The 22019-nt window shown below is 64.7% G+C and carries 16 protein-coding genes, 2 rRNA genes and 6 pseudogenes; 8 read left to right on the top strand and 16 right to left on the bottom strand.

The window, feature by feature from the left end; genetic code table 11:
* Positions 1-214: 214 nt before the first annotated feature.
* Both ABRP34_RS22375 and ABRP34_RS22370 read left to right on the top strand, forming a co-directional pair.
* Positions 215-319: pseudogene (locus tag ABRP34_RS22375) on the top strand (hypothetical protein); the annotation flags it as partial.
* Positions 320-481: 162 nt separating this feature from the next.
* The gene (locus tag ABRP34_RS22370; protein ID WP_353713449.1) at positions 482-973 is read left to right on the top strand and encodes a citrate/2-methylcitrate synthase; all 492 of its coding nucleotides are present in this window, start codon (positions 482-484) and stop codon (positions 971-973) included.
* 301 nt (positions 974-1274) lie between these two features.
* Here the strand turns inward: ABRP34_RS22370 and ABRP34_RS22365 are convergent, their stop codons facing one another.
* The 14 genes and pseudogenes from ABRP34_RS22365 to ABRP34_RS22300 form a co-directional block, all read right to left on the bottom strand.
* Positions 1275-1496 carry a hypothetical protein gene (locus tag ABRP34_RS22365; protein WP_353711817.1) on the bottom strand — a complete coding sequence of 74 codons (222 nt, stop codon included), beginning with the start codon at positions 1494-1496 and terminating at the stop codon, positions 1275-1277.
* Positions 1497-1641: 145 nt separating this feature from the next.
* Positions 1642-2583 carry a hypothetical protein gene (locus tag ABRP34_RS22360; protein WP_353711816.1) on the bottom strand — a complete coding sequence of 314 codons (942 nt, stop codon included), beginning with the start codon at positions 2581-2583 and terminating at the stop codon, positions 1642-1644.
* Position 2584: 1 nt separating this feature from the next.
* Positions 2585-2794, bottom strand: coding sequence for a sigma-70 family RNA polymerase sigma factor (locus tag ABRP34_RS22355; RefSeq protein ID WP_353711815.1), 210 nt, complete (start codon positions 2792-2794; stop codon positions 2585-2587).
* An 11-nt stretch (positions 2795-2805) separates the two neighbouring features.
* Entirely contained in the window at positions 2806-3108 is a 303-nt protein-coding gene (locus ABRP34_RS22350; protein ID WP_353711814.1) for a sigma factor, read from the bottom strand.
* Between the two features lie 74 nt (positions 3109-3182).
* Positions 3183-3675, bottom strand: a pseudogene (locus ABRP34_RS22345) (8-oxo-dGTP diphosphatase).
* A gap of 54 nt (positions 3676-3729) precedes the next feature.
* Positions 3730-4623, bottom strand: a complete 894-nt coding sequence (gene xerD, locus ABRP34_RS22340; RefSeq protein ID WP_245531512.1) for a site-specific tyrosine recombinase XerD — start codon at positions 4621-4623, stop codon at positions 3730-3732.
* 134 nt (positions 4624-4757) lie between these two features.
* Positions 4758-5420: an NUDIX hydrolase gene (locus ABRP34_RS22335; RefSeq protein ID WP_003801855.1), complete on the bottom strand. Its 663-nt coding sequence runs from the start codon at positions 5418-5420 to the stop codon at positions 4758-4760.
* Between the two features lie 32 nt (positions 5421-5452).
* Positions 5453-7213 carry a CTP synthase gene (locus ABRP34_RS22330; protein WP_353711813.1) on the bottom strand — a complete coding sequence of 587 codons (1761 nt, stop codon included), beginning with the start codon at positions 7211-7213 and terminating at the stop codon, positions 5453-5455.
* Between the two features lie 90 nt (positions 7214-7303).
* Positions 7304-9042 (bottom strand): annotated as a pseudogene (gene recN / locus ABRP34_RS22325) (DNA repair protein RecN).
* Between the two features lie 3 nt (positions 9043-9045).
* Positions 9046-10070: pseudogene (locus tag ABRP34_RS22320) on the bottom strand (NAD kinase).
* Between the two features lie 13 nt (positions 10071-10083).
* Positions 10084-10896: a TlyA family RNA methyltransferase gene (locus ABRP34_RS22315; RefSeq protein WP_353711812.1), complete on the bottom strand. Its 813-nt coding sequence runs from the start codon at positions 10894-10896 to the stop codon at positions 10084-10086.
* 2 nt (positions 10897-10898) lie between these two features.
* A complete protein-coding gene (locus ABRP34_RS22310) occupies positions 10899-11201 on the bottom strand; it encodes a hypothetical protein (protein ID WP_353711811.1) in 303 nt (100 codons plus the stop codon).
* Between the two features lie 9 nt (positions 11202-11210).
* Positions 11211-12202, bottom strand: a pseudogene (locus tag ABRP34_RS22305) (HAD-IIA family hydrolase).
* Positions 12203-12208: 6 nt separating this feature from the next.
* Positions 12209-12808, bottom strand: a complete 600-nt coding sequence (locus ABRP34_RS22300) for a hypothetical protein (RefSeq protein WP_353711810.1) — start codon at positions 12806-12808, stop codon at positions 12209-12211.
* 101 nt (positions 12809-12909) lie between these two features.
* On the opposite strand from ABRP34_RS22300, the gene ABRP34_RS22295 reads away from it, so the two are divergent.
* The 6 genes and pseudogenes from ABRP34_RS22295 (at position 12910) to ABRP34_RS22270 (ending at position 18454) form a co-directional block, all read left to right on the top strand.
* Positions 12910-13134 carry a hypothetical protein gene (locus ABRP34_RS22295; RefSeq protein WP_353711809.1) on the top strand — a complete coding sequence of 75 codons (225 nt, stop codon included), beginning with the start codon at positions 12910-12912 and terminating at the stop codon, positions 13132-13134.
* Between the two features lie 18 nt (positions 13135-13152).
* Positions 13153-14067 (top strand): hypothetical protein, encoded by a 915-nt coding sequence (locus ABRP34_RS22290; protein WP_353711808.1) that lies wholly within the window; start codon positions 13153-13155, stop codon positions 14065-14067.
* 306 nt (positions 14068-14373) lie between these two features.
* A pseudogene (locus ABRP34_RS22285) lies at positions 14374-15192 on the top strand (copper transporter); the annotation flags it as partial.
* A 40-nt stretch (positions 15193-15232) separates the two neighbouring features.
* A complete protein-coding gene (locus tag ABRP34_RS22280; RefSeq protein ID WP_353711807.1) occupies positions 15233-16288 on the top strand; it encodes a cytochrome c oxidase assembly protein in 1056 nt (351 codons plus the stop codon).
* 148 nt (positions 16289-16436) lie between these two features.
* Positions 16437-17873 (top strand): multicopper oxidase domain-containing protein, encoded by a 1437-nt coding sequence (locus ABRP34_RS22275; RefSeq protein WP_353711806.1) that lies wholly within the window; start codon positions 16437-16439, stop codon positions 17871-17873.
* Positions 17765-18454, top strand: coding sequence for a multicopper oxidase domain-containing protein (locus tag ABRP34_RS22270; RefSeq protein ID WP_353711805.1), 690 nt, complete (start codon positions 17765-17767; stop codon positions 18452-18454). The genes ABRP34_RS22275 and ABRP34_RS22270 overlap by 109 nt, the downstream gene beginning before the upstream one ends.
* Positions 18455-18518: 64 nt before the next feature.
* Here ABRP34_RS22270 and rrf read toward each other — a convergent pair.
* Positions 18519-18635, bottom strand: a 5S ribosomal RNA gene (rrf, locus tag ABRP34_RS22265).
* A 154-nt stretch (positions 18636-18789) separates the two neighbouring features.
* Positions 18790-21916, bottom strand: a 23S ribosomal RNA gene (locus ABRP34_RS22260).
* Positions 21917-22019: the final 103 nt, after the last annotated feature.

Here is a 22019-nt window from a genome sequence, read left to right as displayed (position 1 = left end):
CGGCGAGCTGGCTGATTTTACGGCCCGCGAGCGCGCCGGACGGCCGCTGGATCCCGTGGTCAAACAGGTGATTGATGCCCTCCCGACGACTGCGCACCCCATGGACGTCTGCCGCACCCGCAGTCGTCGGTGATGTAAGCAAAAGCGCCACGAACTCGCGGAGGATTCCTCCCGTGAGGCCACTACGGCCAAGGCCCTGGACCTGTTTGCCGCAATGCCGGCCGTGGTGGCCCACGACCAGCGGCGCCGGCGCGGGCAGGACCCCGTGGAGCCCAGGGATGACCTCGGCTACCTGGCCAACTTCCTGTGGATGACGTTCGGCGAGGAGGCCGTTGCCGAGGTGGTGGAGGCCTTCAACGTCTCCATGATTCTCTACGCGGTTGCCTCAACGCCTCCACCTTCGCCGGGCGCGTCATTATGTCCACGCTGTCGGACCTCCATTCGGCGGTGACCGGCGCCATCGGTGTGATCGAAGGGGTCGCTGCACGGCGGAGCCAACGAAGCCGTCTGGCACACCCTCTTCGACGAGATCGGACCGGGCTCGAGGAGTCGCCTGGAGGAAGCCGCCGACCGCGCCAAGGCATGGATGGAGAACGCTCCTGGCCCAGAAGAAGAAGGTCATGGGCTTCGGCCACCGTGGGGTTCGTTGGGGCACGGTGACTCCCGCGTGCCCACCATGAAGGCAGCCCTCGACAAGATGATCGCCCACTACGGCCGGCCCGAACTGCTGGGCCTGTGTACAACGGTCTCGAATCGGCCATGGACGAGCGCCAAGCGCATCAAGCCAAACCTCGACTACCCTGCCGGCCCCACGTACCACCTCATGGGCTTCGACACGAACATGTTCACGCCGTTGTTCGTCGCCAGCCGGATCACTGGCTGGACAGCCCACTTCATGGAGCAACTGAACGCGAACTCACTCATCCGCCCGCTGAGTGCTTACAACGGTCCGGACGAACGGCACGTGCCGTAATCGGTCGCCTGCAACGTACGACGCCGGGCCGGTCACCTCTCTGGGGTGGCCGGCCCGGCGTCGTTTATATGAGCGTCCTTTGCAGAGTCAGGAGCTGATCTGCAGGCTTTGGATCATGCCCTTCAGCTTCTTATACTCGGGAGTCTCCAGATAGGCCCTGGCCTCGGCCATGCCGGCGAACGTCGTGGCTCGGTGGCACTGCTTCCGGCACCAGCGCCCGTGAAGGACAGGATTCCTCGGGGAGTGCCAGTAACCACCGCAATAATCTGGCAAGTGTCCTGCACAGGGCTGCTGTCCTTGTCTACCAGCCCCACCTGGTAGGTGACTCCTTGGCCTGCAGGGTACGGTCCAGGACGCGGTAGGAGAAACGGACTCCCCGCTGGACAGCCCAGTCTGCCGTGATGGACGACAAACCTGTATCCAATTCGGTCATGGTGTACTTCTCGTTCGGGCACGCACCCCCGAGGCCACCGGCGGCGGCGTGCTGGAAATTCGCCACGGTCTTGCCCGCTTCGTCGGACACCGTGATTCCCGAGCCCGGGTAGTCCGGCGTTCCAACCGGGACGTCCTTCGCGGTCCAGCCCTGCGGGAGAACGAAGCTGGCTTTCCCGTCCTCGCTGACGAAGCGCGGGCTGGTGGCCGTTTTGGCCGGCTTTAGTGCCAGGAGATCAGCATGCGCTTGATGTCCCGGTATTCTTGCGTCGCCATGGGTAGGCTTTGGCCTCGACAACCGAGTCGAACGTGAGCGGAGCGCCCTGACCGTCGGACGTGAGCCAGACAGTATCGCCAAAATGCGCGAACGGGACATTGTCCGGGCCCAGGATGCCGTTGTATAAACCACACGTCGTGGGCTGCGGAGCTAAATCTCCGTCAGCCAGGGCGAGGGAACCATAGACCTTGTCTCCCTGGATCACACGGAAGACAAAGCGGAGGGACCCTGAGGGTGTTCCTGAGCTTGGCGGCTTTCTGCGGAATGTCGACAACCACGGAGTCGAGGGTCTGGTACGGCTTCGGGGCCGGGCACACCGGGCCACCCGTGACGTCGTAGACCAAGCCCAGGTGGACACGGTCTTTCCGGCGGCAGTCTTCACTTCGACAATGTTGTAGGAACCGCCGTCGATGGTTTGCGGCATCTGGGACACAGTCCACCCCACCGGGTGTTCAAAGGTGGCCTGGCCGGTGGCGTCCGTGAAGGTGGTCCAGGTAACGGGCGCCGGTGTCGGCGCAGCAGTCGCAGTAGCAGCTGGTGCGACCGTCCGTGCCGCCGTCGGCTTTAGTGTTGCCGTCGGCTTCGCTGATGCTGCCGCCGTCGTTTCCGACGAGGTTGGTGCGACGGGGCCGGCAGGAGCCGGGGCGGATATCAGGGCGCCAAAGTTCGTTGCCACCAGCACACCGGCGGTCACCGTCGCCGCAGCCAAGGTCAGCACACCGGCAACGCGCGCCTGCCGCCGTTTCCGGTCCCGGAACCGCAGAACGTTGGCCGGCAGGCTGTCCGTGAACATCGGGGCCCCGGAGGTTACCCGCCGAAGGGCCGCATCGGCGTCGGGCATCTCGGCAGGATCGTTGCGGAGCGGGTCTGACCCGGAAATCAGGCTTTTGATCGGATCCATCTCATGCACCCATCTTCTGTGTGACGGAGTTCTGTTTGCTCGCTCCCGGGGTCACCGGCATTTGCTTGCGGAACGCGGCCCGGGCACGGTGCAGGCGGACCTTGGCAGCAGCTTCGCTGCACTGCAGAACTCCGGCGATCTCCGCCACGCTCAGCTCGTCCCAGTAGGCCAATTGCAGGATGTCGCGCTCACTGTCGCGCAGCGCGGCCATGGCATCGTGAACTAGCAGGTCCTCGACTCCGCACCGGAGCGGAGCTCGGCGGACGCCCGGAGTTTTGCCTGCAGGGCCACGAACCGGTCTCGGCTCCGGTAGGCGTTGCCGATCAGGTTCCGTGCGACTGTCAGCAGCCACGCGATGTCCGCGTGCGGCTGGTCGTGCCATTTTTGCCAGACCACGCGGAACACGTCCGCTGCGAGCTCTTCGGCGAGCTCGGGCGATTCCACCCGCCGGCGCACGTATCTGTAAACCCGCGGATAGCTGTCCCTGTGAACGGCGATGAACGCCAGTTCGCGTTCCGAATCCACGTCTCCCCAAACGTAAGAAGTAGTGTCCCTGACCAGGCAGGCTAAACGTTTAGTTTCCGGCAGGGAACGGGCGGTTACACGGCACGGAAGGAATATTCGGCGGCCGCCACGGTCTCGTTGTCCTCATTCAGGGTGATGACGGCATCGACGACGTTCCCGGCCAGCGCCAGCGGCAGCCAGTGCTCCGCATCCTGCCACATGCGCTCCAGTGGAAGGGCGGAAATGAGGAACCACTCCGGGATGATCTCAGGGCTCTCGACAGGTCTCACCGGCCCACCGGCGGGACGTGAACAGGCGGGTGGACATGTTCCAGTCAGGGCTTGCGGGAAAGACGAACTCCACTTTTCCCGCGTCGAACAGGTCTTGCTCAAGGACGACGACGCCGGCCTCCTCCAGTACCTCCCGGCATGCCGCCTGGGCGTCGGTTTCGCCGGCCTCCACGTGCCCGCCCAGTCCGACGATCTTGCCCGTTCCGAAGCCTGTCCTCTTCAGGCCCAGGAGCACCTCAGGCCCTGACTCCGGGCGCTCCCGTAGCAGGAAGCAGAGGGTGACAGGCACGGAAGTCATGCAGACCAGCCTAGCGCTGCCTGCGCTTTCCGCATGTCTGTCCCTCGGCCGGGATTATCCCAGTGCCCGGGGATGCGCAGCAGCGTAGACTTCCCGCAGCGTGTCGGCGGTGACGAGTGTGTACACCTGCGTGGTGGTCACCGAGGCATGCCCGAGCAGTTCCTGGACCACGCGGACATCCGCTCCGCCTTCGAGCAGGTGGGTGGCGAAAGAGTGCCGGAGCGTGTGCGGGGAGACATCCTTGGTGATGTTCGCCTTGTCCGCCGCCGCCTTCAGGATGGTCCAGGCGCTCTGCCGGCTGATGCGCCCGCCCCTGGCGTTGAGGAACAGCGCAGGGGTGCCCTTGCCCTTCCCCGCGAGCAGGGGGCGGCCCCGCACCAGGTACGCATCGAGGGCCCGGGCCGCGAAGGAGCCAAGCGGCACGAGGCGTTCCTTGGAGCCCTTTCCAAACAGCCGAACGATGGCGGGGCCGGATTCGGCCGCCTGCACCGAGAGATCGTCGACGTCCAGGCCTACGGCTTCACTGATCCGGGCACCGGTGGAGTACAGGAATTCGAGCAGCGCCCGGTCCCGGAGGCCCGTCGCGGTGTCAGTACCGGCGGCTTCCAGGATTCTGGTGACTTCCTCAACTGTGATGGCCTTGGGCAGCCGTTTGCCGGGCATTGGCGGGTGGACATCGCTGGCGGGGTCCGCCGTCGTCGTCCCTTCCAGCGCCCAAAAGCGGTGCAGCCCCCGTACGGCCACCACGGTCCGCGCCGCGGACCGCACCCCCAGCGGGGTGCCGCCGTCGGCGCCGTCGGAGAGCGCTTGGGCAAAACCCGTCACGTGGTGGCGGGTGATGTCAGCCGGGCTGCTGAGGCCCTGCCCGGCCAGGTAGGCAGAATAGCGGGCGAGGTCGCGGCGGTACGCGGAGAGTGTGTTTGCTGCGAGGCCCCGTTCGACGCCCATGTGCTGGAGGTAGTCGGTCACGCCGCGGTCAATCGCGGTGCGGGGCCGTTCCGGCGGCGCCGTTTTCGCGCCATCTGCCAGGTGGGGTGCCGCCGTGTCCGGAGATTCCTCCGGTGCCGCCGTGTCCGCGGACATCAGCGCTGGCTGGGGTGCGCCGGCCAGGGGGCGTCGCCCGGCCGCAGTCCCCTGAAGCCGTCCGCTTTCGCGGCTGCAGCAGCAAGAATTCCGACGACGGCGGACGGGTTGTGCAGGTGGCCCTCCAGCACCGCCGCAACGGCATCCTCCAGCGGGATCCAATGCAGTTCGATTTCCGCTTCTTCGTCCGTGCGGACGTGCAATTCGTGGTGCGGGACCTCGGTGAGGCCGCGGGCCAGGTAGATGCGGATCGCCTCGCTGGAGGATCCGGGTGAATTGAAGAAGTCCACCAGGACGTTCCAGTCGCTGGCGATCAGGTCCGCTTCCTCGGCGAGCTCCCGCCCGGCGCCCACCACGAAGTCCTCACCCTCGACGTCGAGCAGACCCGCGGGAATCTCCCACAGGTCCATGCCCACCGGGTGGCGGTACTGCTTGATCAGCAGCACCTCGCCGTCGTCGTTCATGGGGAGCACAGCGACGGCACCCGGGTGCTCGATGTAGTCCCGGACAATGGGGTCGCCCTCGGAGGTGAGCTTGAAGCTGTCGCTGACAACGTCCCAGATCCGGCCGTTGTAAACCCGCTCCCGGGAGAGCAGACGGCGCGGGCTCGGCGCATCCGAAACCTGCCGGCCAGCAGGGGTGTTTTCAGACTTACCGGGCATCGCGCCGTCCTTACTCTATGGGTGCTGTGAAATTACTCTGCGGTGGCTTCGCCGGAGCCGGCAGCGGCGGGCTCGAAACCGGTTCCGTCGCCGCCCCTCTGATGGTCCAGGGCGGCTTTCACCAGGCCGGCAAAGAGCGGGTGCGGCCGGGTGGGCCGTGAGCTCAGTTCCGGGTGCGCCTGAGTGGCCACGTAATACGGGTGGACCTCTTCACGGGGCAGCTCCACGTATTCCACCAGCTTGCCGTCCGGCGACGTGCCGGAGAACACCAGGCCCTCGGCAGCAATCTGCTCGCGGTACTTGTTGTTCACCTCGTACCGGTGGCGGTGGCGTTCGCTGACGGTGGTCTTGCCGTAGGTCTCGGCGATGACCGAGCCCTCGTCCAGCTTGGCCTCGTACAGGCCAAGGCGCATGGTGCCGCCGAGGTCGCCGCGGCCCTCGACGAATTCGAGCTGCTCCTCCATCGTGGCGATGACCGGGTACTTGGAGTCCGGCTCGAACTCACTGGAGGACGCACCCTCCAGGCCGACGACGTTGCGGGCGTACTCGATGACCATGCACTGCAGTCCCAGGCACAGGCCCAGTACGGGCAGCCGCGATTCGCGCGCAAACTTCAGGGCGCCCAGCTTGCCTTCCAGGCCGCGGATGCCGAAGCCACCCGGAACGCAGATGGCGTCCACGCCCTCCAGGGACCGCACTGCGCCCTCGTGGGTTTCGCATTCGTCGGACGGCACCCAGCGGATCTTGACCTTGGCGTCGTTGGCGAAGCCGCCGGCGCGCAGGGCCTCGGTGACGGAGAGGTAGGCGTCCGGCAGGTCGATGTACTTGCCCACCAGGGCAACCTCAACCTCATGCTTGGGGTTGTGGACAGCTTCGAGGAGCTTGTCCCAGCTGGTCCAGTCCACATCCTTGAACGGCAGGTCCAGCGCCCGGACGATGTACGAATCCAGGCCCTGGGTGTGCAGGGTCTTGGGGATGTCGTAGATGCTCGGAGCGTCGGCGGCGTTGACCACGGCGTCGATGTCGACGTCGCACATGCGGCCGATCTTCTCACGCATGGCGTCGGGGACTTCGCGGTCCGAACGGATCACGATGGCCTCCGGCTGGATGCCGATGGAGCGGAGAGCGGCCACGGAGTGCTGCGTGGGCTTGGTCTTCAGTTCCTGCGAAGGACCGATGTACGGGACCAGCGAAACGTGGAGGAAGAAGACGTTGGTCCGGCCGATGTCCTGGCGGACCTGGCGGGCGGACTCGAGGAAGGGCTGCGACTCGATGTCGCCGACGGTGCCGCCGATCTCCGTGATGATGACGTCCGGCGCGTTCTTGCCCTCGGAGGGAAGCCGCATCCGGCGCTTGATCTCATCGGTGATGTGCGGGATGACCTGGACGGTGTCACCGAGGTATTCGCCGCGGCGTTCCTTGGCGATGACCGTGGAGTAAACCTGGCCGGTGGTCACGTTGGCCGAACCTTCGAGGTTTTCGTCGAGGAAGCGCTCGTAGTGTCCGATGTCGAGGTCGGTTTCAGCACCGTCGTCTGTGACGAAGACCTCGCCGTGCTGGAAGGGGTTCATCGTGCCCGGATCCACGTTCAGATAGGGATCGAGCTTCTGCATAGTTACTGACAAGCCGCGTGCCCGCAGCAGGTGGCCGAGGCTGGAGGCCGTCAGTCCCTTGCCTAGCGAGGACGCCACACCGCCGGTGACGAAGATGTGTTTGGTCGTCTTGGACGAGCCCGGGAACCGGGAATTTACACGGGAATTTGATCGCTGCACCACGGAATTCGAGCCTATCATCAATTGAGCCTTCCACGGATCGGGTATGCGTCCCCAAAGGCTTCAGTTTTCCCTGTCCGTGCGCTCCCGGCAAGGGCTGCCATCAGCGGATCAGGCTTGCTGTGGCAGGAGCTTGGCGTCGTCCAGAAGCTCCTGGGCGTGCGCCTGGGCGGTTTCGGAGTCCTCCTGCCCTGCCAGCATCCGGGCAAGTTCCCTGACGCGTTCGGCCTCGTCCAGGAGTTGGACGTCGCTGGAGGTGAAGCCCTTGGCGGTGGAGCCGTCGGCGCCGCGCACCGAGGTCTTGGTCACACGGATGTGCTGGTCGGCAAACGCTGCCACCTGCGGCAGGTGCGTAACCACCAGGACTGGACGTGGCGGGCCAGCATGGCCAGCCGCCGGCCGATCTCTACTGCGGCGCGGCCGCCCACGCCGGCGTCCACCTCGTCGAAGACAAACGTGGGCACGGGGTCCACGGCCGCCAGCACCACCTCGATGGCCAGCATGACCCTGGAGAGCTCACCACCGGACGCGCCCTTGCCCAGCGGCCGGGCGGGGGCGCCCGAGTGCGGCTGGAGCAGGAAGGAGATCTCGTCCGCGCCGTGGGGTCCCAGCTGGGTTGCGGCGTCGATGGTGATCACCAGCGTGGCGTCGGCCATGGCGAGAGCCTTCAGCTCCGCGCTGACCCGGGCGGAGAGGTCCTTCGCGGCCTTGGCGCGGACCTTGCTGATGGCCGCGGCCTGCTTCTTCAGCTCCGTGCCGGCCCTGGCCACCTCGGCTTCCAGGTTTTCGATCCGGGTGGAGTCGCCCTGCAGTTCGTCGAAGCGCGCGCGGGAGTTCTCGGCCCACTCGAGGACCTCGTCGATGCTCGGCGCGTACTTCCGGACCAGCTTGGCCAGGGACGCCCGGCGTTCTTCGATTTCGGCCAGGCGCTCCGGCCCCTCCGAGTCCAGCCCGGCCTGGTAGCTGGCCAGCTCGGTGGCGATGTCGTTGAGCAGGAACCCGACTTCGGCGAGGCGGGCGGCTGCTGAGCCGAGTTCCTCGTCGTGCTCGGCCACGTGTTCCAGGGTCCGCTTGGCCGCATCAACGAGCGACGTGGCGTCGCCGGCCTCGCCGAAGTCCTCGGCGATGAGGGCCTGGTGGGCGGTGGTGGCCGCGATCCGGAGTTCCTCGACATTGGCCAGCTTCACGGCCTCGGCTTTCAGGGCCTCGTCCTCCCCCGGCTGCGGGTCCACGGCGTCGATCTCCGCCAGCGCGGCTTCCAGGGACTCGGCCTCGCGGAGCCGCTCCCGCTCCGCGCTTCGGAGTGTGTCCAACTCGGCCTGGCTGGACTTCCAGGAGCTGTAGAGGTCCTGGAATCCGCCGAGCATCGAGGCCAGCCCGTCCCCCGCGAACTTGTCGAGGGCCTCGCGCTGTGCGGCTGCTCCCTTAAGCCGGATCTGGTCCGTCTGCCCGTGCACGACCACGAGCGACTCGCCGATTTCGGCCAACACTCCCACCGGGGCGGCCCGGCCGCCGAGGAAGGCCCGGCTGCGTCCGTCGGCACCCAGGCGCCGTGACAGCAGCAGTTCAGCGCCGCCGTCGAACTCCTCGATCTCAGCACCGGCATCCCTGGCGCGTTCCAGGGCGAAGTGGCCGGACCGCAACTGCACCACCGCTTCGGCAGAGGCGCTCTTGGCGCCGCTGCGCACGGCGCCGGCGTCCGACCGGGCTCCCAGCAGCAGCCCGACGGCGGTGACCACCATGGTCTTGCCTGCACCGGTCTCGCCCGTCACCACGCTGAGCCCAGGGCCCAGCGGCAGCGTGGCGTCGGTGATGACGCCGAGATCGCGGATTCTCAGTTCTTCAAGCATGGTTCACTTTTCAGTCGGAGGATCGGATTCTGAACCGGGTTCGTACGGCCGGAGGCCCGAGGGCGGCGCCATGGTCCGGGGTGTGCGCACGATCGGCACGGGACCGGTATGGACCTGCTCGGACTGGGGCACGGGGCCGCGCCAGCCATGGATGGGAAGTTCGAACTTGCGGACCAGCCGCGCAGAAAACGGTGTCTGGTGCGTGCGGGCGAGGCGAACGGGGGTGGTGGACCTGGTGACCTCCACGCGGGCGCCGGGAGGCAGGTCCACGGAGCGCCTGCCATCACACCACAGCACGCCCAGGGCGTCCGTGCGGTTGAGCACTTCGACGGCCAGCCGGGACCGGGGCGAAACCACCAGCGGCTTGGCGAAGAGGGCGTGCGCGCTGATGGGAACAATAAGAAGTGCTTCCACCTCGGGCCATACGACGGGGCCGCCGGCCGAGAACGCGTAGGCGGTGGATCCGGTGGGCGTGGCCAGCACCACGCCGTCGCAGCCGAAGGAGGTCAGCGGGCGCTCGTCCACCTCGGTGACCAGTTCGAGCATGCGCTCCCGGTCACCTTTTTCGATGGCGGCCTCGTTCAGGGCCCAGGTGTGCCAGATCTTTTGGCCGCGGACCCAGACCTGGACATCGATGGTCATGCGCTCCTCCACCGTGTATTCACGGCTGGCGATCCATTCGACTGTCTGGGCGAGGTCCGCACGCTCGCTCTCGGCGAGGAAGCCGACATGGCCGAGGTTCACGCCCAGCAGCGGCACGTCCACTTCGCGGACCAGTTCTGCCGCCCGCAGGATGGTCCCGTCCCCGCCCAGCACCATGACCAGTTCGACGTCGGGAAGCTGGATATGGTCATGGAGGATTTCGACCGGCTGGTCCATGGCGCCGAAGAAGCCCTCCATGTCGCCCAGTTCGGACTTCTGCATGACGGGGATGATGCCGGAGGCGTGGAGCTGGGCGCAGGCCTCGAGGCCGCCTTTAGGGATTCCTCGCGGCCGGTATGGGCAAGTACCAGTACACGCCTGCTCATCGGGTTCCGCTCTCTAGTGGTTCGGCCAGATCTTTCCCAACAACGCAGCCACGGCTGCGTCCCGCTCTTCGATCTTAGGCAAGTCTTCGGACATTCTTTGCGTTATCCACAGGAAGTATTCGACATTTCCGTCCTGGCCAGGCAACGGGCTGGTGACCAGCCCCCGCAGTTCCAGGCCGGCGTCGAGCGCCGCCCCCGCCACTTTACCGACAGCCAGGCGCCGTTCGCGCTCCGAGGTGACGACTCCCGTGCGGGCGAGCCGCTCCTTGCCGATCTCGAACTGCGGCTTGACCATGAGGACCAAGTCCCCGCCCGGGGCAGTGCAGGCCGCCAGCGGGGCCAGCACCAGCGTCAGGGAGATGAAGGACAGGTCGGCAACCGTGAGCTCGGCCCGGCCGCCGATCTGGCCGGGATCCATGTAGCGGACGTTCAGCCCTTCATGCACGCTCACGCGCGGATCGCTGCGGAGCTGCGGCACCAGCTGGCCGTGCCCGACGTCGACCGCCACCACGTGCGCGGCTCCCCGCCGCAGCAGGACGTCGGTGAAGCCGCCCGTGGAGGCTCCGGCGTCAAGGCACCGTTTGCCGCCGACGGCGACCTCGGGGAAGGCGTCCAGCGCGCCGGCCAGTTTGTGGCCGGCCCTGCTGACGTAGGCGTCCGTCGCGTCTTCCGCGACGCTCAGTTCACGGTCGTCGCCCATCTGCAGCGACGCTTTGGCGAGGACGTCACCTTCGGAGGACACCTTGCCTTCGGCGATGAGCCGGGCGGCGTGCGTGCGGGACCGCGCCAGGCCCCTGCTGACGAGCAGTTGGTCAAGTCTGGTCATGGTCAGGCGGCACCCGGACCCTGCTGCGGTTCTTCACGCGGCGCCTCGTTCTGCGGCTCCTCGTTCAGGGCTTCCAGCAGGGCGTCGTGCATGGCTGCATAGGCGGCGGGGTGCTCCGACACCGGGAGCCCGGGGACCTCGCGAACCCGGTCCAGGGTGGCCAGCACCGCCGGGTCAGCGACGCCGGCTTCAGAGGCGCTGCCGGGCATGGGCAGCTCCGGCCAGACGGCGCCTGGCATTTCGGCACCTGGCATTTCGGGGTCCGGAGCCGCGCCGTCCGACGCGTCGTTGTTCAACTCGGGCATGGCACCAGTCTATTGATCCAGCCACTCGAGTTCGGGAGCCGTGGGGACGTCGGCGTCGGGCCGGGCCGCCCACCATGCGGCACATGCCGCCCGCCACGAATCGAGGTCATCCCTGCGCCCGGCGATGCGGATGGCATCTCCGGCAACGGTGGCGGTGGCGTTCCCGCAACGGAAGGTCCCGCCGTCGTTATCAATGTCCGGATATGCCTCGTAGAGGCCGGCCAGGTCCCGGATGATGTAGCGGGGCCGCTCCTCGGTCCGGGCCGCCAGCATGGTTTCCAGGGTGTCGATGCCGGTCAGCACGGCCACCGTGGCGAAGCCGGCCCGGTTGCCGCCCAGGATGTCGGTGTCCAGCCGGTCGCCGACCACCAGCGGCCGGTCGGACGACAGGCGCTTGGCCGCGGCATGGAACAGCGGGGCCTCCGGTTTGCCGGCGACGAGGGCTGCCGGCCGGTTGCGGCCGCCACCACCGCCACGAGTGACCCGTTGCCCGGCGCGGTTCCCCGCGTCTGCGGGAGGGTCATGTCAGTGTTCGTCGCAACCCACAGCACCTCGCCGTCCGCCAGGACGAAGGACGCTTCGGCGAGATCCTTCCAGCCGATTGCGGGGTTGAAGCCCTGCACGACTGCCACCGGATTCTCCTCGGCGCTGTGCACCGGCTTCAGGCCAACAAGCTCAACCTCGTGGGCCAGCGCCGGGCTGCCGGTAATCAGCACGGCGGAGCCCGGGGACAGCAGGGACGCCAATAGGTCAGCCCCGGCTTGGGAGGAGCTCACCACCTGGTGGTCCTCTGCGGGGGCGCCGAGCTCACGCAGGTGGGCCGCGACCTGGGCCGGGGTACGGGAGGCGTTGTTGGTGACGTAACCGAGGCCGACGCCGATCCCGTCCAGCCGCTGCAGGGCTTCCACAGCGCCGGGGATCGCGTGGGGTCCTCTGTAGACCACTCCGTCCAGATCAGCCAGCAGTGCGTCGAACCGCGAAATCAGTTGTGCATCACTCATGTTCGACTACTCCTCCGAGCCGTTCTGGCGGCGGTCGGCATCCTGCTGTTCGGTGTGCCCGGCTGCGGCGTGCTCGGCTTCGGCGATCTCGGCGTCGTCATCCGGCTCGGCGGAATCCTCGTCGGACTCGGCGTCGTCGGATTCGAAGTAGTCCGCCTCGGCGTCGTCCAGGTTTTCTACCGCAGCGTCCGCTGAGGGCCGCTGCGCGGCAGCTTCCTCCCCGGCGCTGATGCCGGGAGCCGCCTGGCTGTCGGAAGACCCTGCTCCGTCCTGCGCCGGCGTGCCAGCAGCGTGCGCAATCCGCTTCCGGCGTTCGGCTTCTTCGCGGGCTTCCTCTTCCTCGTCCCAGCCAAGGTCGATGATGTCCGGTTCCTCGGCCATGCCCAGGCCCAGGGCTTCTTCCGCTACGACGGCCTGCCGCTGCCATTTTCCGGCTTCGGTTTCGCGGCCGACGGCGGTCAGGGCGTCGGCATAGGCGCGGAACAGGCGCGGGCTGTAGGAAAAGGCCCGGTTGATGTCCAGCTGAGGGATCTCCAGCTCCGCCACGGCGGCGTCCAGCTGGCCAAGGTCGGCACGGGCGCCGGAGGCGACAATCGCCAGTTCCACCTTGCCGGGCGCGTCGAGGTCCTGGGCTTCCTCGGAACGGACGACGTCCAGGGCGCGGTCGGGCCGGCCAGGCCGCGTTCGCAGTCGGCCATCACGGGCAGGTGGACGTTGGAACCGCTGATCCGGCGGTAGGTGCGGAACTCGCGCAGGGCCTCGCCGTAGTGTCCGGCGGCATAGGCGGTCAGGCCCACGGCCTCGCGGACAGCGGCAAGGCGTCCTCCGCGCCGGCTGGCAGCGAGGGCGTGCTGGAACGCGAGCTCAGGCTCGTCGTCGAGAAGCCGTCCGGCCATGACGAGGTGGCGGGCAACCCATTCCGCGCTGTTTGATTCCAGGGTTTTGATCTGGTGCTGCGTGGCGCGGTCGAGTTCCTTGCCCGTGACATCCTCATCGATTTCGGGCGAACGTTCACGGTCCGGGCGGTTGGCGCTGCGGAGGTCGCGGGCGTTGGGAACGCGGGCCGGGCGGTCCTCAGCCCTGTCGCGGCCAAACTGGCGGGGGCCGGAGTCGCCACGGTCAAAGCTGCGGGGTGCACGGTCCTCGCGGGGTGCACGGTCCGGCCGGTCGCCGAAAGGCCTGCGGTTGTCTCCGCCACCAAAGCTGCGGCGATCACCGTCGCCCTCGCGGCGGGGACGGTCACCAAAGGGCTTACGCTCACCGCCGCCAAAGCTACGGCGGTCACCCTCACCCTCACGGCGCGGACGATCACCAAACGGCTTACGCTCACGATCGCCAAACGGCTTACGCTCGCCACCACCAAAACCGCGGCGGTCACCCTCACCCTCACGGCGCGGACGATCACCAAACGGCTTACGCTCACGATCACCAAACGGCTTACGCTCGCCACCACCAAAACCGCGGCGGTCACCCTCACCCTCACGGCGCGGACGATCACCAAACGGCTTACGCTCACGATCACCAAACGGCTTACGCTCGCCACCACCAAAACCGCGGCGGTCACCCTCACCCTCACGGCGCGGACGATCACCAAACGGCTTACGCTCACCGCCACCGAAACTGCGACGATCGCCGTCGCCCTCGCGGCGCGGACGGTCACCAAACGGCTTACGCTCACCGCCACCGAAACTGCGACGATCGCCGTCGCCCTCACGGGAGCGGAAGCCCCGCGGATCCCCGCCGGAGTTATTGGTCCCCCTAAACGGGCCCCCCTGCCGTCCCCGGTTGCTTCCCGAGTCCCCCCGGTCATTTCCGCCGCGGTAACCGCCGCCCTTGTGCTCAGCCATAGTGGATTCCTCCTGTAGTGAGCCGACCACTGGCGCGATGTGCAGCCGCTCTTGTCCGTGTTTGGTTGTCTTGCGCGACCCGGGGTGAAGCATTCGGTGTCCGCATATCTCTAGCAATTCTAGGTGAGAGGCGGTGCCAGCCACTAACGGCGAGGGCCGTCCACGGGCCGGCGTGTGCATCCTCACAGCGTGGGCTACTCGGTCAGTTGCGGGCCCGCCCGTTTATTCGTGCTTCGGGGCGTCCGGGGGAGCGCACCATCCCACAGGAAAAATCCAAGGAGGCGTGGCAAGACTGTGCCCTACAGCATCCGCCGAGGGGGGACCATGAAGAATTTCCGGACGAAGCCGGTGGCCGCTGCAGCCATGATCCTGGGTTGCGGGCTACTGGCACTGTTCGTTGCCTACTCAACCGAGGCCGGCCAGGAAGCAGCACTCCTTGACCGGACCGGCGCAGCGGTGATCTGGGGGCTTCCTGTTGCCAAGCTTGCTTTCAATGTCGCGGCTGCCGGGACTGTCGGACCTCTTGTCCTGGCGCTCTTTGCCCTTCCCCCAAAAGGAAAAGCGTTCTCGAAGGCACTCGTCCTTGCCGGTATATCCGCTGTGCTGTGGACAGCCGCCTCAGCCGCGGTCAGCGTCCTCACCTTCCACTCGCTGGCTAATCTGCCGCTGTTTTCGGAAGGATCCGGCGCCATCCTTGTGAGCTTCCTGACGGACGTCGACGCTGGGCGGAGAAATGCTTTGACCGTCGTGATTACGGCAGCCGTGGCGCTCCTGTGCTTCGGAGTTCAGAGCCAGCGGGCTGTAGCCGTCACGGCTGTGCTGGCTTCCGCGGGACTGATACCGCTGGCTCTAAACTCCCATGCCGCCGGAGGTGCCAGCCACGCCGACAGTACGGTTTCGGTGGTGATGCACATGGTCGCCGCAGCCATCTGGATCGGCGGTCTGGCGGCGCTCGTCCTGCTGCGGCGGACGCTGGAAACGGAGCTGCTGGCCGCGGTCCGGCGTTATTCGACGCTGGCGCTGCTGTCCTTCCTTGCCCTGGCAGTCTCGGGCGTGGCGGCGGGAGTGACAGGCATCGGCACGCTTGAAGGGCTGGCCACACCGTACGGCCTGATCCTCTTGGCCAAGACCGCAGCTCTGGGGGTTCTGGGCCTATTCGGTTCCCTGCACCGAAAGTGGATCCTTGCGAAGCTGGCGTGGAGTCCCGGGCCGGGCACGGACCACTTTCGCAGTCCTGGCGGTGGCCGAACTTGCCGTCATGGCAGCCGCCTCTGGGCTGGCCGCCGCGCTGGCGCGCACCCCGCCGCCAACGGTCTCGCAGGCAGCACCCGCCCCGGTGTCCCTCCGTCTTCCGGGTTTTGTGGATCTCCTCAGCAGCTGGAAGCCGGATGCCCTGTGGATCTTCCTGTGTGCCGGCGCTCTGTTCTTGTATGCAGCCGGCGTGCGGCGCGTCAGGAACGGTGGCGGGCACTGGCCCGGTTACCGCGCGGGTCTTTGGGTGGCTGGAGTCGCGCTGCTGTTCCTGGTCACCAACGGAGGACTCCGCGTTTACCAGGAGTACCTGATCAGTGCCCACGTCACCACCCAGATGCTTCTTGTCGCCGTCGTTCCGCTCCTGCTGGTTCCGGGTGCGCCGCTGACATTGGCCAGGCTCGGCGCTGCGCCGAGGCAGGACGGGACCATAGGCGGTGCGGAAGCTCTCCTGTTAATCCTGCGTCCCGTTATGAGTGCATCGTCGGCGCCATATATGGCGGCCGCTGGCTTGGCCGCGGTGCTGGCTGCCCTGTACTACACGCCTTTATTGGAGTACTCGTCGCGCACCCAGTTCGGGTACCAAGCAATGGCCATGTTGGCGTTGCTCTCCGGCTGCCTGTTCACAGCTTCCCTTGCCCGCGCCACCCACGGCGGCCCTGGATCGTCACTGCCCTCCAGGCTGGCGACCTTAGGTGCCGTGGCTGCGCTCTATGCAGCGCACGGCTGGGCCCTCGCCCAACAAGCAGACCAGCTGCCGGACTCGCGGCGGCAGGAGTGGCTGATCACGGTGGGCCAGCCTTGGGACCAACCGGTTTTGGCGGTGGTCGAGCCGGCGGGCATGGCCATGTGGATCATCGCGGCCGGCACGCTTCTTGGCGCGGCGGCGGCTGTGCTGTCCACGTCCCGCCAGCGCCGCGATCCGGTCGCACGGCACCGTTCCGGTACTGAGCGCGACCACAATCTGGTGATGTCCTCTGAGCCCTAATGGGCTTCGCCCCCACGCGGCCCCCCTTGGGTGGCTTCCACCCAAAGAAGGCCACCGCCAGCACTGCCTCCCTCAAGGTTTCCGCAGGGTAGGTAATACACCCTTCAACTAAATCAATTGGACTTTCTTTACGACGTCGGAGGTAGTCGTGTCAGTTACACGCCGTCAGGCATTGCAAATAGGTGGACTGGGGATCATCGGCGCGTTTGGACTGGCCGTCCCCTTGACCTCCGTCAACGCCAAGTCAGCAAGCCAGCTGGCGTCCCGCAACATGCCGAAGCCCTTTCAACGGACACTTCCCATTCCGGAGGTACTCAGGCCCAGCAGCACGGTCGTGGACCCTGACGGCCACAAGCGGCACCTGTACAAGATTGAGCAGAAAGCCGCCCTGGCCAACATCGTGCCTGGCCTCAGCACACCGATCCTCGGCTACAACGGGACATTTCCGGGGCCGACCATCAAGGTGAATCAGGGCGAACGCATCACACTGGAGATGGACAACGTGTTGCCCCTGTTCCACCCGCAGTGGGGGTACCGGCTTGACACCTCCACCCACCTGCACGGGTCGGCGTCGCTGCCGCAGTTCGACGGCTACGCCAACGACCTCACCGGCCTGGGCTACTGCAAGGATTATGAATACCCCAACTTCCAGCCGGCACGGACGCTGTGGTACCACGACCACGCCGTCCACAATACGGCCCAGAGCGTCTACTCCGGTCTCGCTGCCCAGTACCACCTGCACGACGAAGTGGAGGGCAGCATTCTTCCGCAGGGAAGGTTTGACGTGCCGCTCACGGTATCCGACGCCATGTTCGCAGCCAACGGCTCCCTCGGCTACAACGACAACACCCATTCCGGCCTGTGGGGCGACGTCATCCTTGTCAACGGAGCGCCTTGGCCGGTGATGAAGGTCCAGCGCAGGATCTACCGCTTCCGTATTCTCAATGCCTCCATTGCGCGTTCCTACCGCTTCTCCCTGAGCACAGGAGACGCAATGACTATCGTCGCAACGGACGGCGGCCTGATGCCGGCCGCCCAGCAGGTGACCAACTGGCGTCACGGCGGCGCCGAGCGCTACGAAGTCCTCATCGACTTTTCGAAGTATCCCGTTGGCAAGCGGGTCGAATTGCGCAACCTGTCCAACAAGAACAATGTGGACTACGACTTCACCAACAGGGTCATGGCCTTCGACGTAACGGACGAGCCGGTAGACACGTCCGGTCCCGGCGCCAGGGTGCTGCCGACGCTTCTCGCCCCGAGCACGGCCATGAGCCTTAAGACGTCGGACTCTGTAAAGACCAGGCGCATGCGCGTAAAGCGGGACCTGGACGTCTGGACAATCGGCGGCATGACGTGGGACGAGGTGGTTGAGAGTGGCTACAGAAAGGTTCTCGCAAATCCCGACCTCGACGACGTGGAAATCTGGGAAATAGAAAACAGCTCGGGGGATGGTTCCATCCGGTCCACATCCATCTGGTGGACTTCCAGGTCCTCAGCCGCAACGGGCAGGCACCCTTCGCCCACGAGCGTGGGCCCAAGGACGTTGTCTACGTGGGCGAGGGCGAGACGGTCCGGCTGCTCATGAAATTCGAACACCACCGCGGCAGGTACATGATCCACTGCCACAACCTGCCCCACGAGGACCACGACATGATGGCCCAGTTCAGCGTCGGCATCGACACGAACGACCCAGATCCCAATCATCCAGTGGAGGCCGTAAAGCCGCACCTGATCAACCAGACTGCACCGGCACAAGGGACGGAAGCGCCGGCACCACAGACCACCGAGGCAGCAGAGGTGGCCACACCGGTGACGACCACGCCGGCCACATCACCGGTGGCATCACCACCGGCACCAGCCCCGGCTGCGGCACCTGTGGGACAGAAAGACGTGGTGACCATTACCAGTGCCCGGCACCGGCTGAGGAAGGACATGACCTTCAGCGGTACTTCCAGGTACGCCGGGTCGACGGCAGCAACCTCGGCCACCATCGTGCTGTACGACGTGACACCAGGGCGAGCTGCCGCCCGCTTGGGAACTGTAAAGGCAAACTCCCTCGGGAACTGGACGCTGGCGGTCAAGCCCGGACCTGCCAAGCAGGTCACCGCTGTCAAGGCCGAATCAAGCGCAGGCGGGACAGCAACAGCGAGCGTCAGGACCAGCTGAGAGGGTGTTTTAAATGCGGGAGAGCCCCGACCATGACTGGTTCGGGGCTCTCGACCTAATGGTTGTCCGGCGGTGACCTACTCTCCCACACCCTCCCGGGTGCAGTACCATCGGCGCTGTGGGTCTTAGCTTCCGGGTTCGGAATGGGACCGGGCGTTTCCCCCACGCTATGACCGCCGTAACCCTGTGTCCCGTCACACACCCGTGCGGGTGTGCGGGGGAAATCTTGTGGTTACAACAACTGTGGTGTTGTTATTCAGTTTATTTTGGTTCCTGTTCCAACGGGTTTGTTGGTTGGGAACCACATAGTGGACGCAAGCATGCTTTGTTCTTGTGTGGTGTAAGTTATCGGCCTATTAGTACCGGTCAGCTTCACGAGTCGTTAGTCCTCGCTTCCACATCCGGCCTATCAACCCAGTGGTCTGGCTGGGGGCCTCTCACACCCGAGGGTGTATGGAAATCTCATCTCGAAGCGAGCTTCCCGCTTAGATGCTTTCAGCGGTTATCCCATCCGAACGTAGCTAATCAGCGGTGCACTTGGCAGTACAACTGACACACCAGAGGTTCGTCCGTCCCGGTCCTCTCGTACTAAGGACAGCCCTTCTCAAATTTCCTGCGCGCGCAGCGGATAGGGACCGAACTGTCTCACGACGTTCTAAACCCAGCTCGCGTACCGCTTTAATGGGCGAACAGCCCAACCCTTGGGACCTACTCCAGCCCCAGGATGCGACGAGCCGACATCGAGGTGCCAAACCATGCCGTCGATATGGACTCTTGGGCAAGATCAGCCTGTTATCCCCGAGGTACCTTTTATCCGTTGAGCGACGGCCATTCCACAATGTACCGCCGGATCACTAGTCCCGACTTTCGTCCCTGCTCGAGATGTCTCTCTCACAGTCAAGCTCCCTTGTGCACTTACACTCGACACCTGATTGCCAACCAGGCTGAGGGAACCTTTGGGCGCCTCCGTTACTTTTTAGGAGGCAACCGCCCCAGTTAAACTACCCATCAGGCACTGTCCCTGACCCGGATTACGGGCCGAAGTTAGATGTCCAAAGTGACCAGAGTGGTATTTCAACGATGACTCCACCCGAACTGGCGTCCGGGCTTCAACGTCTCCCACCTATCCTACACAAGCCACTCCGAACACCAATACCAAACTATAGTAAAGGTCTCGGGGTCTTTCCGTCCTGCTGCGCGTAACGAGCATCTTTACTCGTACTGCAATTTCGCCGAGTTTATGGTTGAGACAGCGGGAAGTCGTTACTCCATTCGTGCAGGTCGGAACTTACCCGACAAGGAATTTCGCTACCTTAGGATGGTTATAGTTACCACCGCCGTTTACTGGGGCTTAAATTCTCAGCTTCGCCGTGAGGCTAACCGGTCCTCTTAACCTTCCAGCACCGGGCAGGAGTCAGTCCGTATACATCGTCTTGCGACTTCGCACGGACCTGTGTTTTTAGTAAACAGTCGCTTCCCCCTGGTCTCTGCGGCCCCGATCCCTCCCGGACGCACGGTCCGTTCAAGGTTGGGGCCCCCCTTCTCCCGAAGTTACGGGGGCATTTTGCCGAGTTCCTTAACCATAATTCTCTCGATCGCCTTAGTATTCTCTACCTGATCACCTGTGTCGGTTTGGGGTACGGGCGGCTAAAACCTCGCGCCGATGCTTTTCTAGGCAGCATAGGATCACCGAATCCCCCCTTTACGGGAGTCCCGTCAGATCTCAGGCACATGAACAGCGGATTTGCCTACCGTTCGCCCTACATCCTTGGACCGGGACAACCATCGCCCGGCTCGGCTACCTTCCTGCGTCACACCTGTTAATACGCTTGCCTCCCAGGATCAGGTCCCGCGCTCCACCAAAACCCTTCACCCACAAGGGGTGTCAGGCAGGTCTCGGGCGGTTAGTATCCCCTGTTCAACATGGGCGGTTTTTCGCCGGTACGGGAATATCAACCCGTTGTCCATCGACTACGCCTGTCGGCCTCGCCTTAGGTCCCGACTTACCCAGGGCAGATTAGCTTGACCCTGGAACCCTTGATCATCCGGCGGACGGGTTTCTCACCCGTCTTTCGCTACTCATGCCTGCATTCTCACTCGTGTAGGCTCCACCGCTGGTTTACACCGCGACTTCACCGCCCACACGACGCTCCCCTACCCATCCACACTCCTGAACCACAAAGGCTTGGAAAATATGTGAATGCCACAACTTCGGCGGTGTACTTGAGCCCCGCTACATTGTCGGCGCGGAATCACTTGACCAGTGAGCTATTACGCACTCTTTTAAGGATGGCTGCTTCTAAGCCAACCTCCTGGTTGTCTTCGCAACTCCACATCCTTTCCCACTTAGCACACGCTTAGGGGCCTTAGTTGGTGGTCTGGGCTGTTTCCCTCTCGACTATGAAGCTTATCCCCCACAGTCTCACTGCTGCGCTCTCACTTACCGGCATTCGGAGTTTGGCTGACGTCAGTAACCTTGTAGGGCCCATTAGCCATCCAGTAGCTCTACCTCCGGTAAGAAACACGCAACGCTGCACCTAAATGCATTTCGGGGAGAACCAGCTATCACGAAGTTTGATTGGCCTTTCACCCCTACCCACAGCTCATCCCCTCCATTTTCAACTGAAGTGGGTTCGGTCCTCCACGACGTCTTACCGTCGCTTCAACCTGGCCATGGGTAGATCACTTCGCTTCGGGTCTAGATCACGCCACTGCAACGCCCTGTTCAGACTCGCTTTCGCTACGGCTTCCCCACACGGGTTAACCTCGCGACGTAACACTAACTCGCAGGCTCATTCTTCAAAAGGCACGCCGTCACAACTACTATGGCTGCTCCGACGGATTGTAAGCACACGGTTTCAGGTACTGTTTCACTCCCCTCCCGGGGTACTTTTCACCTTTCCCTCACGGTACTGGTCCGCTATCGGTCATTAGGGAGTATTTAGGCTTATCAGGTGGTCCTGACAGATTCACACGGGATTTCTCGGGCCCCGTGCTACTTGGGATACTCATCAAAGGCGGTACACAGCATTACGGTTACGGGGCTCACACCCTCTACGGCCGGCCTTTCAAGACCGTTCACCTATACCAGCACTCACACCTCCCCGGTCCGGCAGAACCAGGACAACAAGTCCCACAACCCCGCCCATGCAACGCCCGCCGGCTATCACACATGGGTCGGTTTAGCCTGATCCGCGTTCGCTCGCCACTACTAACGGAATCACTGTTGTTTTCTCTTCCTGCGGGTACTGAGATGTTTCACTTCCCCGCGTTCCCTCCACGCACCCTATGTGTTCAGATGCGGGTCACCAGATCACTCGCGCGTCTGGCGGGGTTTCCCCATTCGGACACCACTGGGATCACAGTCCGGTTATCGACTCCCCCAGGCTTATCGCAGATTCCTACGTCCTTCTTCGGCTCCTAATGCCAAGGCATCCACCGTGTGCTCTTAAAAACTTGACCACAAAAGATCAATCAGTAATTTTCGAGAGAACCATGAAAACCAACCACACCCAACAACCACCCCCAAAAAAGGAAGCCATCATCACGCGCAGCCAGATCCAGG

This window comes from Arthrobacter sp. K5, from assembly GCF_040448525.1.
GTDB classification, from domain to species: Bacteria; Actinomycetota; Actinomycetes; order Actinomycetales; family Micrococcaceae; genus Arthrobacter; species Arthrobacter globiformis.
The sequence above is the reverse complement of the archived record's forward strand: the minus strand, read 5'-3'. Positions and strand labels throughout refer to the sequence as shown.

Bases quoted from the DNA above. Each gene is read 5' to 3' on its own strand.
- ABRP34_RS22360 (WP_353711816.1), bottom strand. From the start codon at position 2,583: ATGGATCCGATCAAAAGCCTGATTTCCGGGTCAGACCCGCTCCGCAAC.
- ABRP34_RS22355 (WP_353711815.1), bottom strand. From the start codon at position 2,794: ATGGCCGCGCTGCGCGACAGTGAGCGCGACATCCTGCAATTGGCCTAC.
- xerD (WP_245531512.1), bottom strand. From the start codon at position 4,623: ATGGGCGTCGAACGGGGCCTCGCAGCAAACACACTCTCCGCGTACCGC.
- ABRP34_RS22335 (WP_003801855.1), bottom strand. From the start codon at position 5,420: ATGCCCGGTAAGTCTGAAAACACCCCTGCTGGCCGGCAGGTTTCGGAT.
- ABRP34_RS22330 (WP_353711813.1), bottom strand. From the start codon at position 7,213: ATGATAGGCTCGAATTCCGTGGTGCAGCGATCAAATTCCCGTGTAAAT.
- ABRP34_RS22315 (WP_353711812.1), bottom strand. From the start codon at position 10,896: ATGACCAGACTTGACCAACTGCTCGTCAGCAGGGGCCTGGCGCGGTCC.
- ABRP34_RS22310 (WP_353711811.1), bottom strand. From the start codon at position 11,201: ATGCCCGAGTTGAACAACGACGCGTCGGACGGCGCGGCTCCGGACCCC.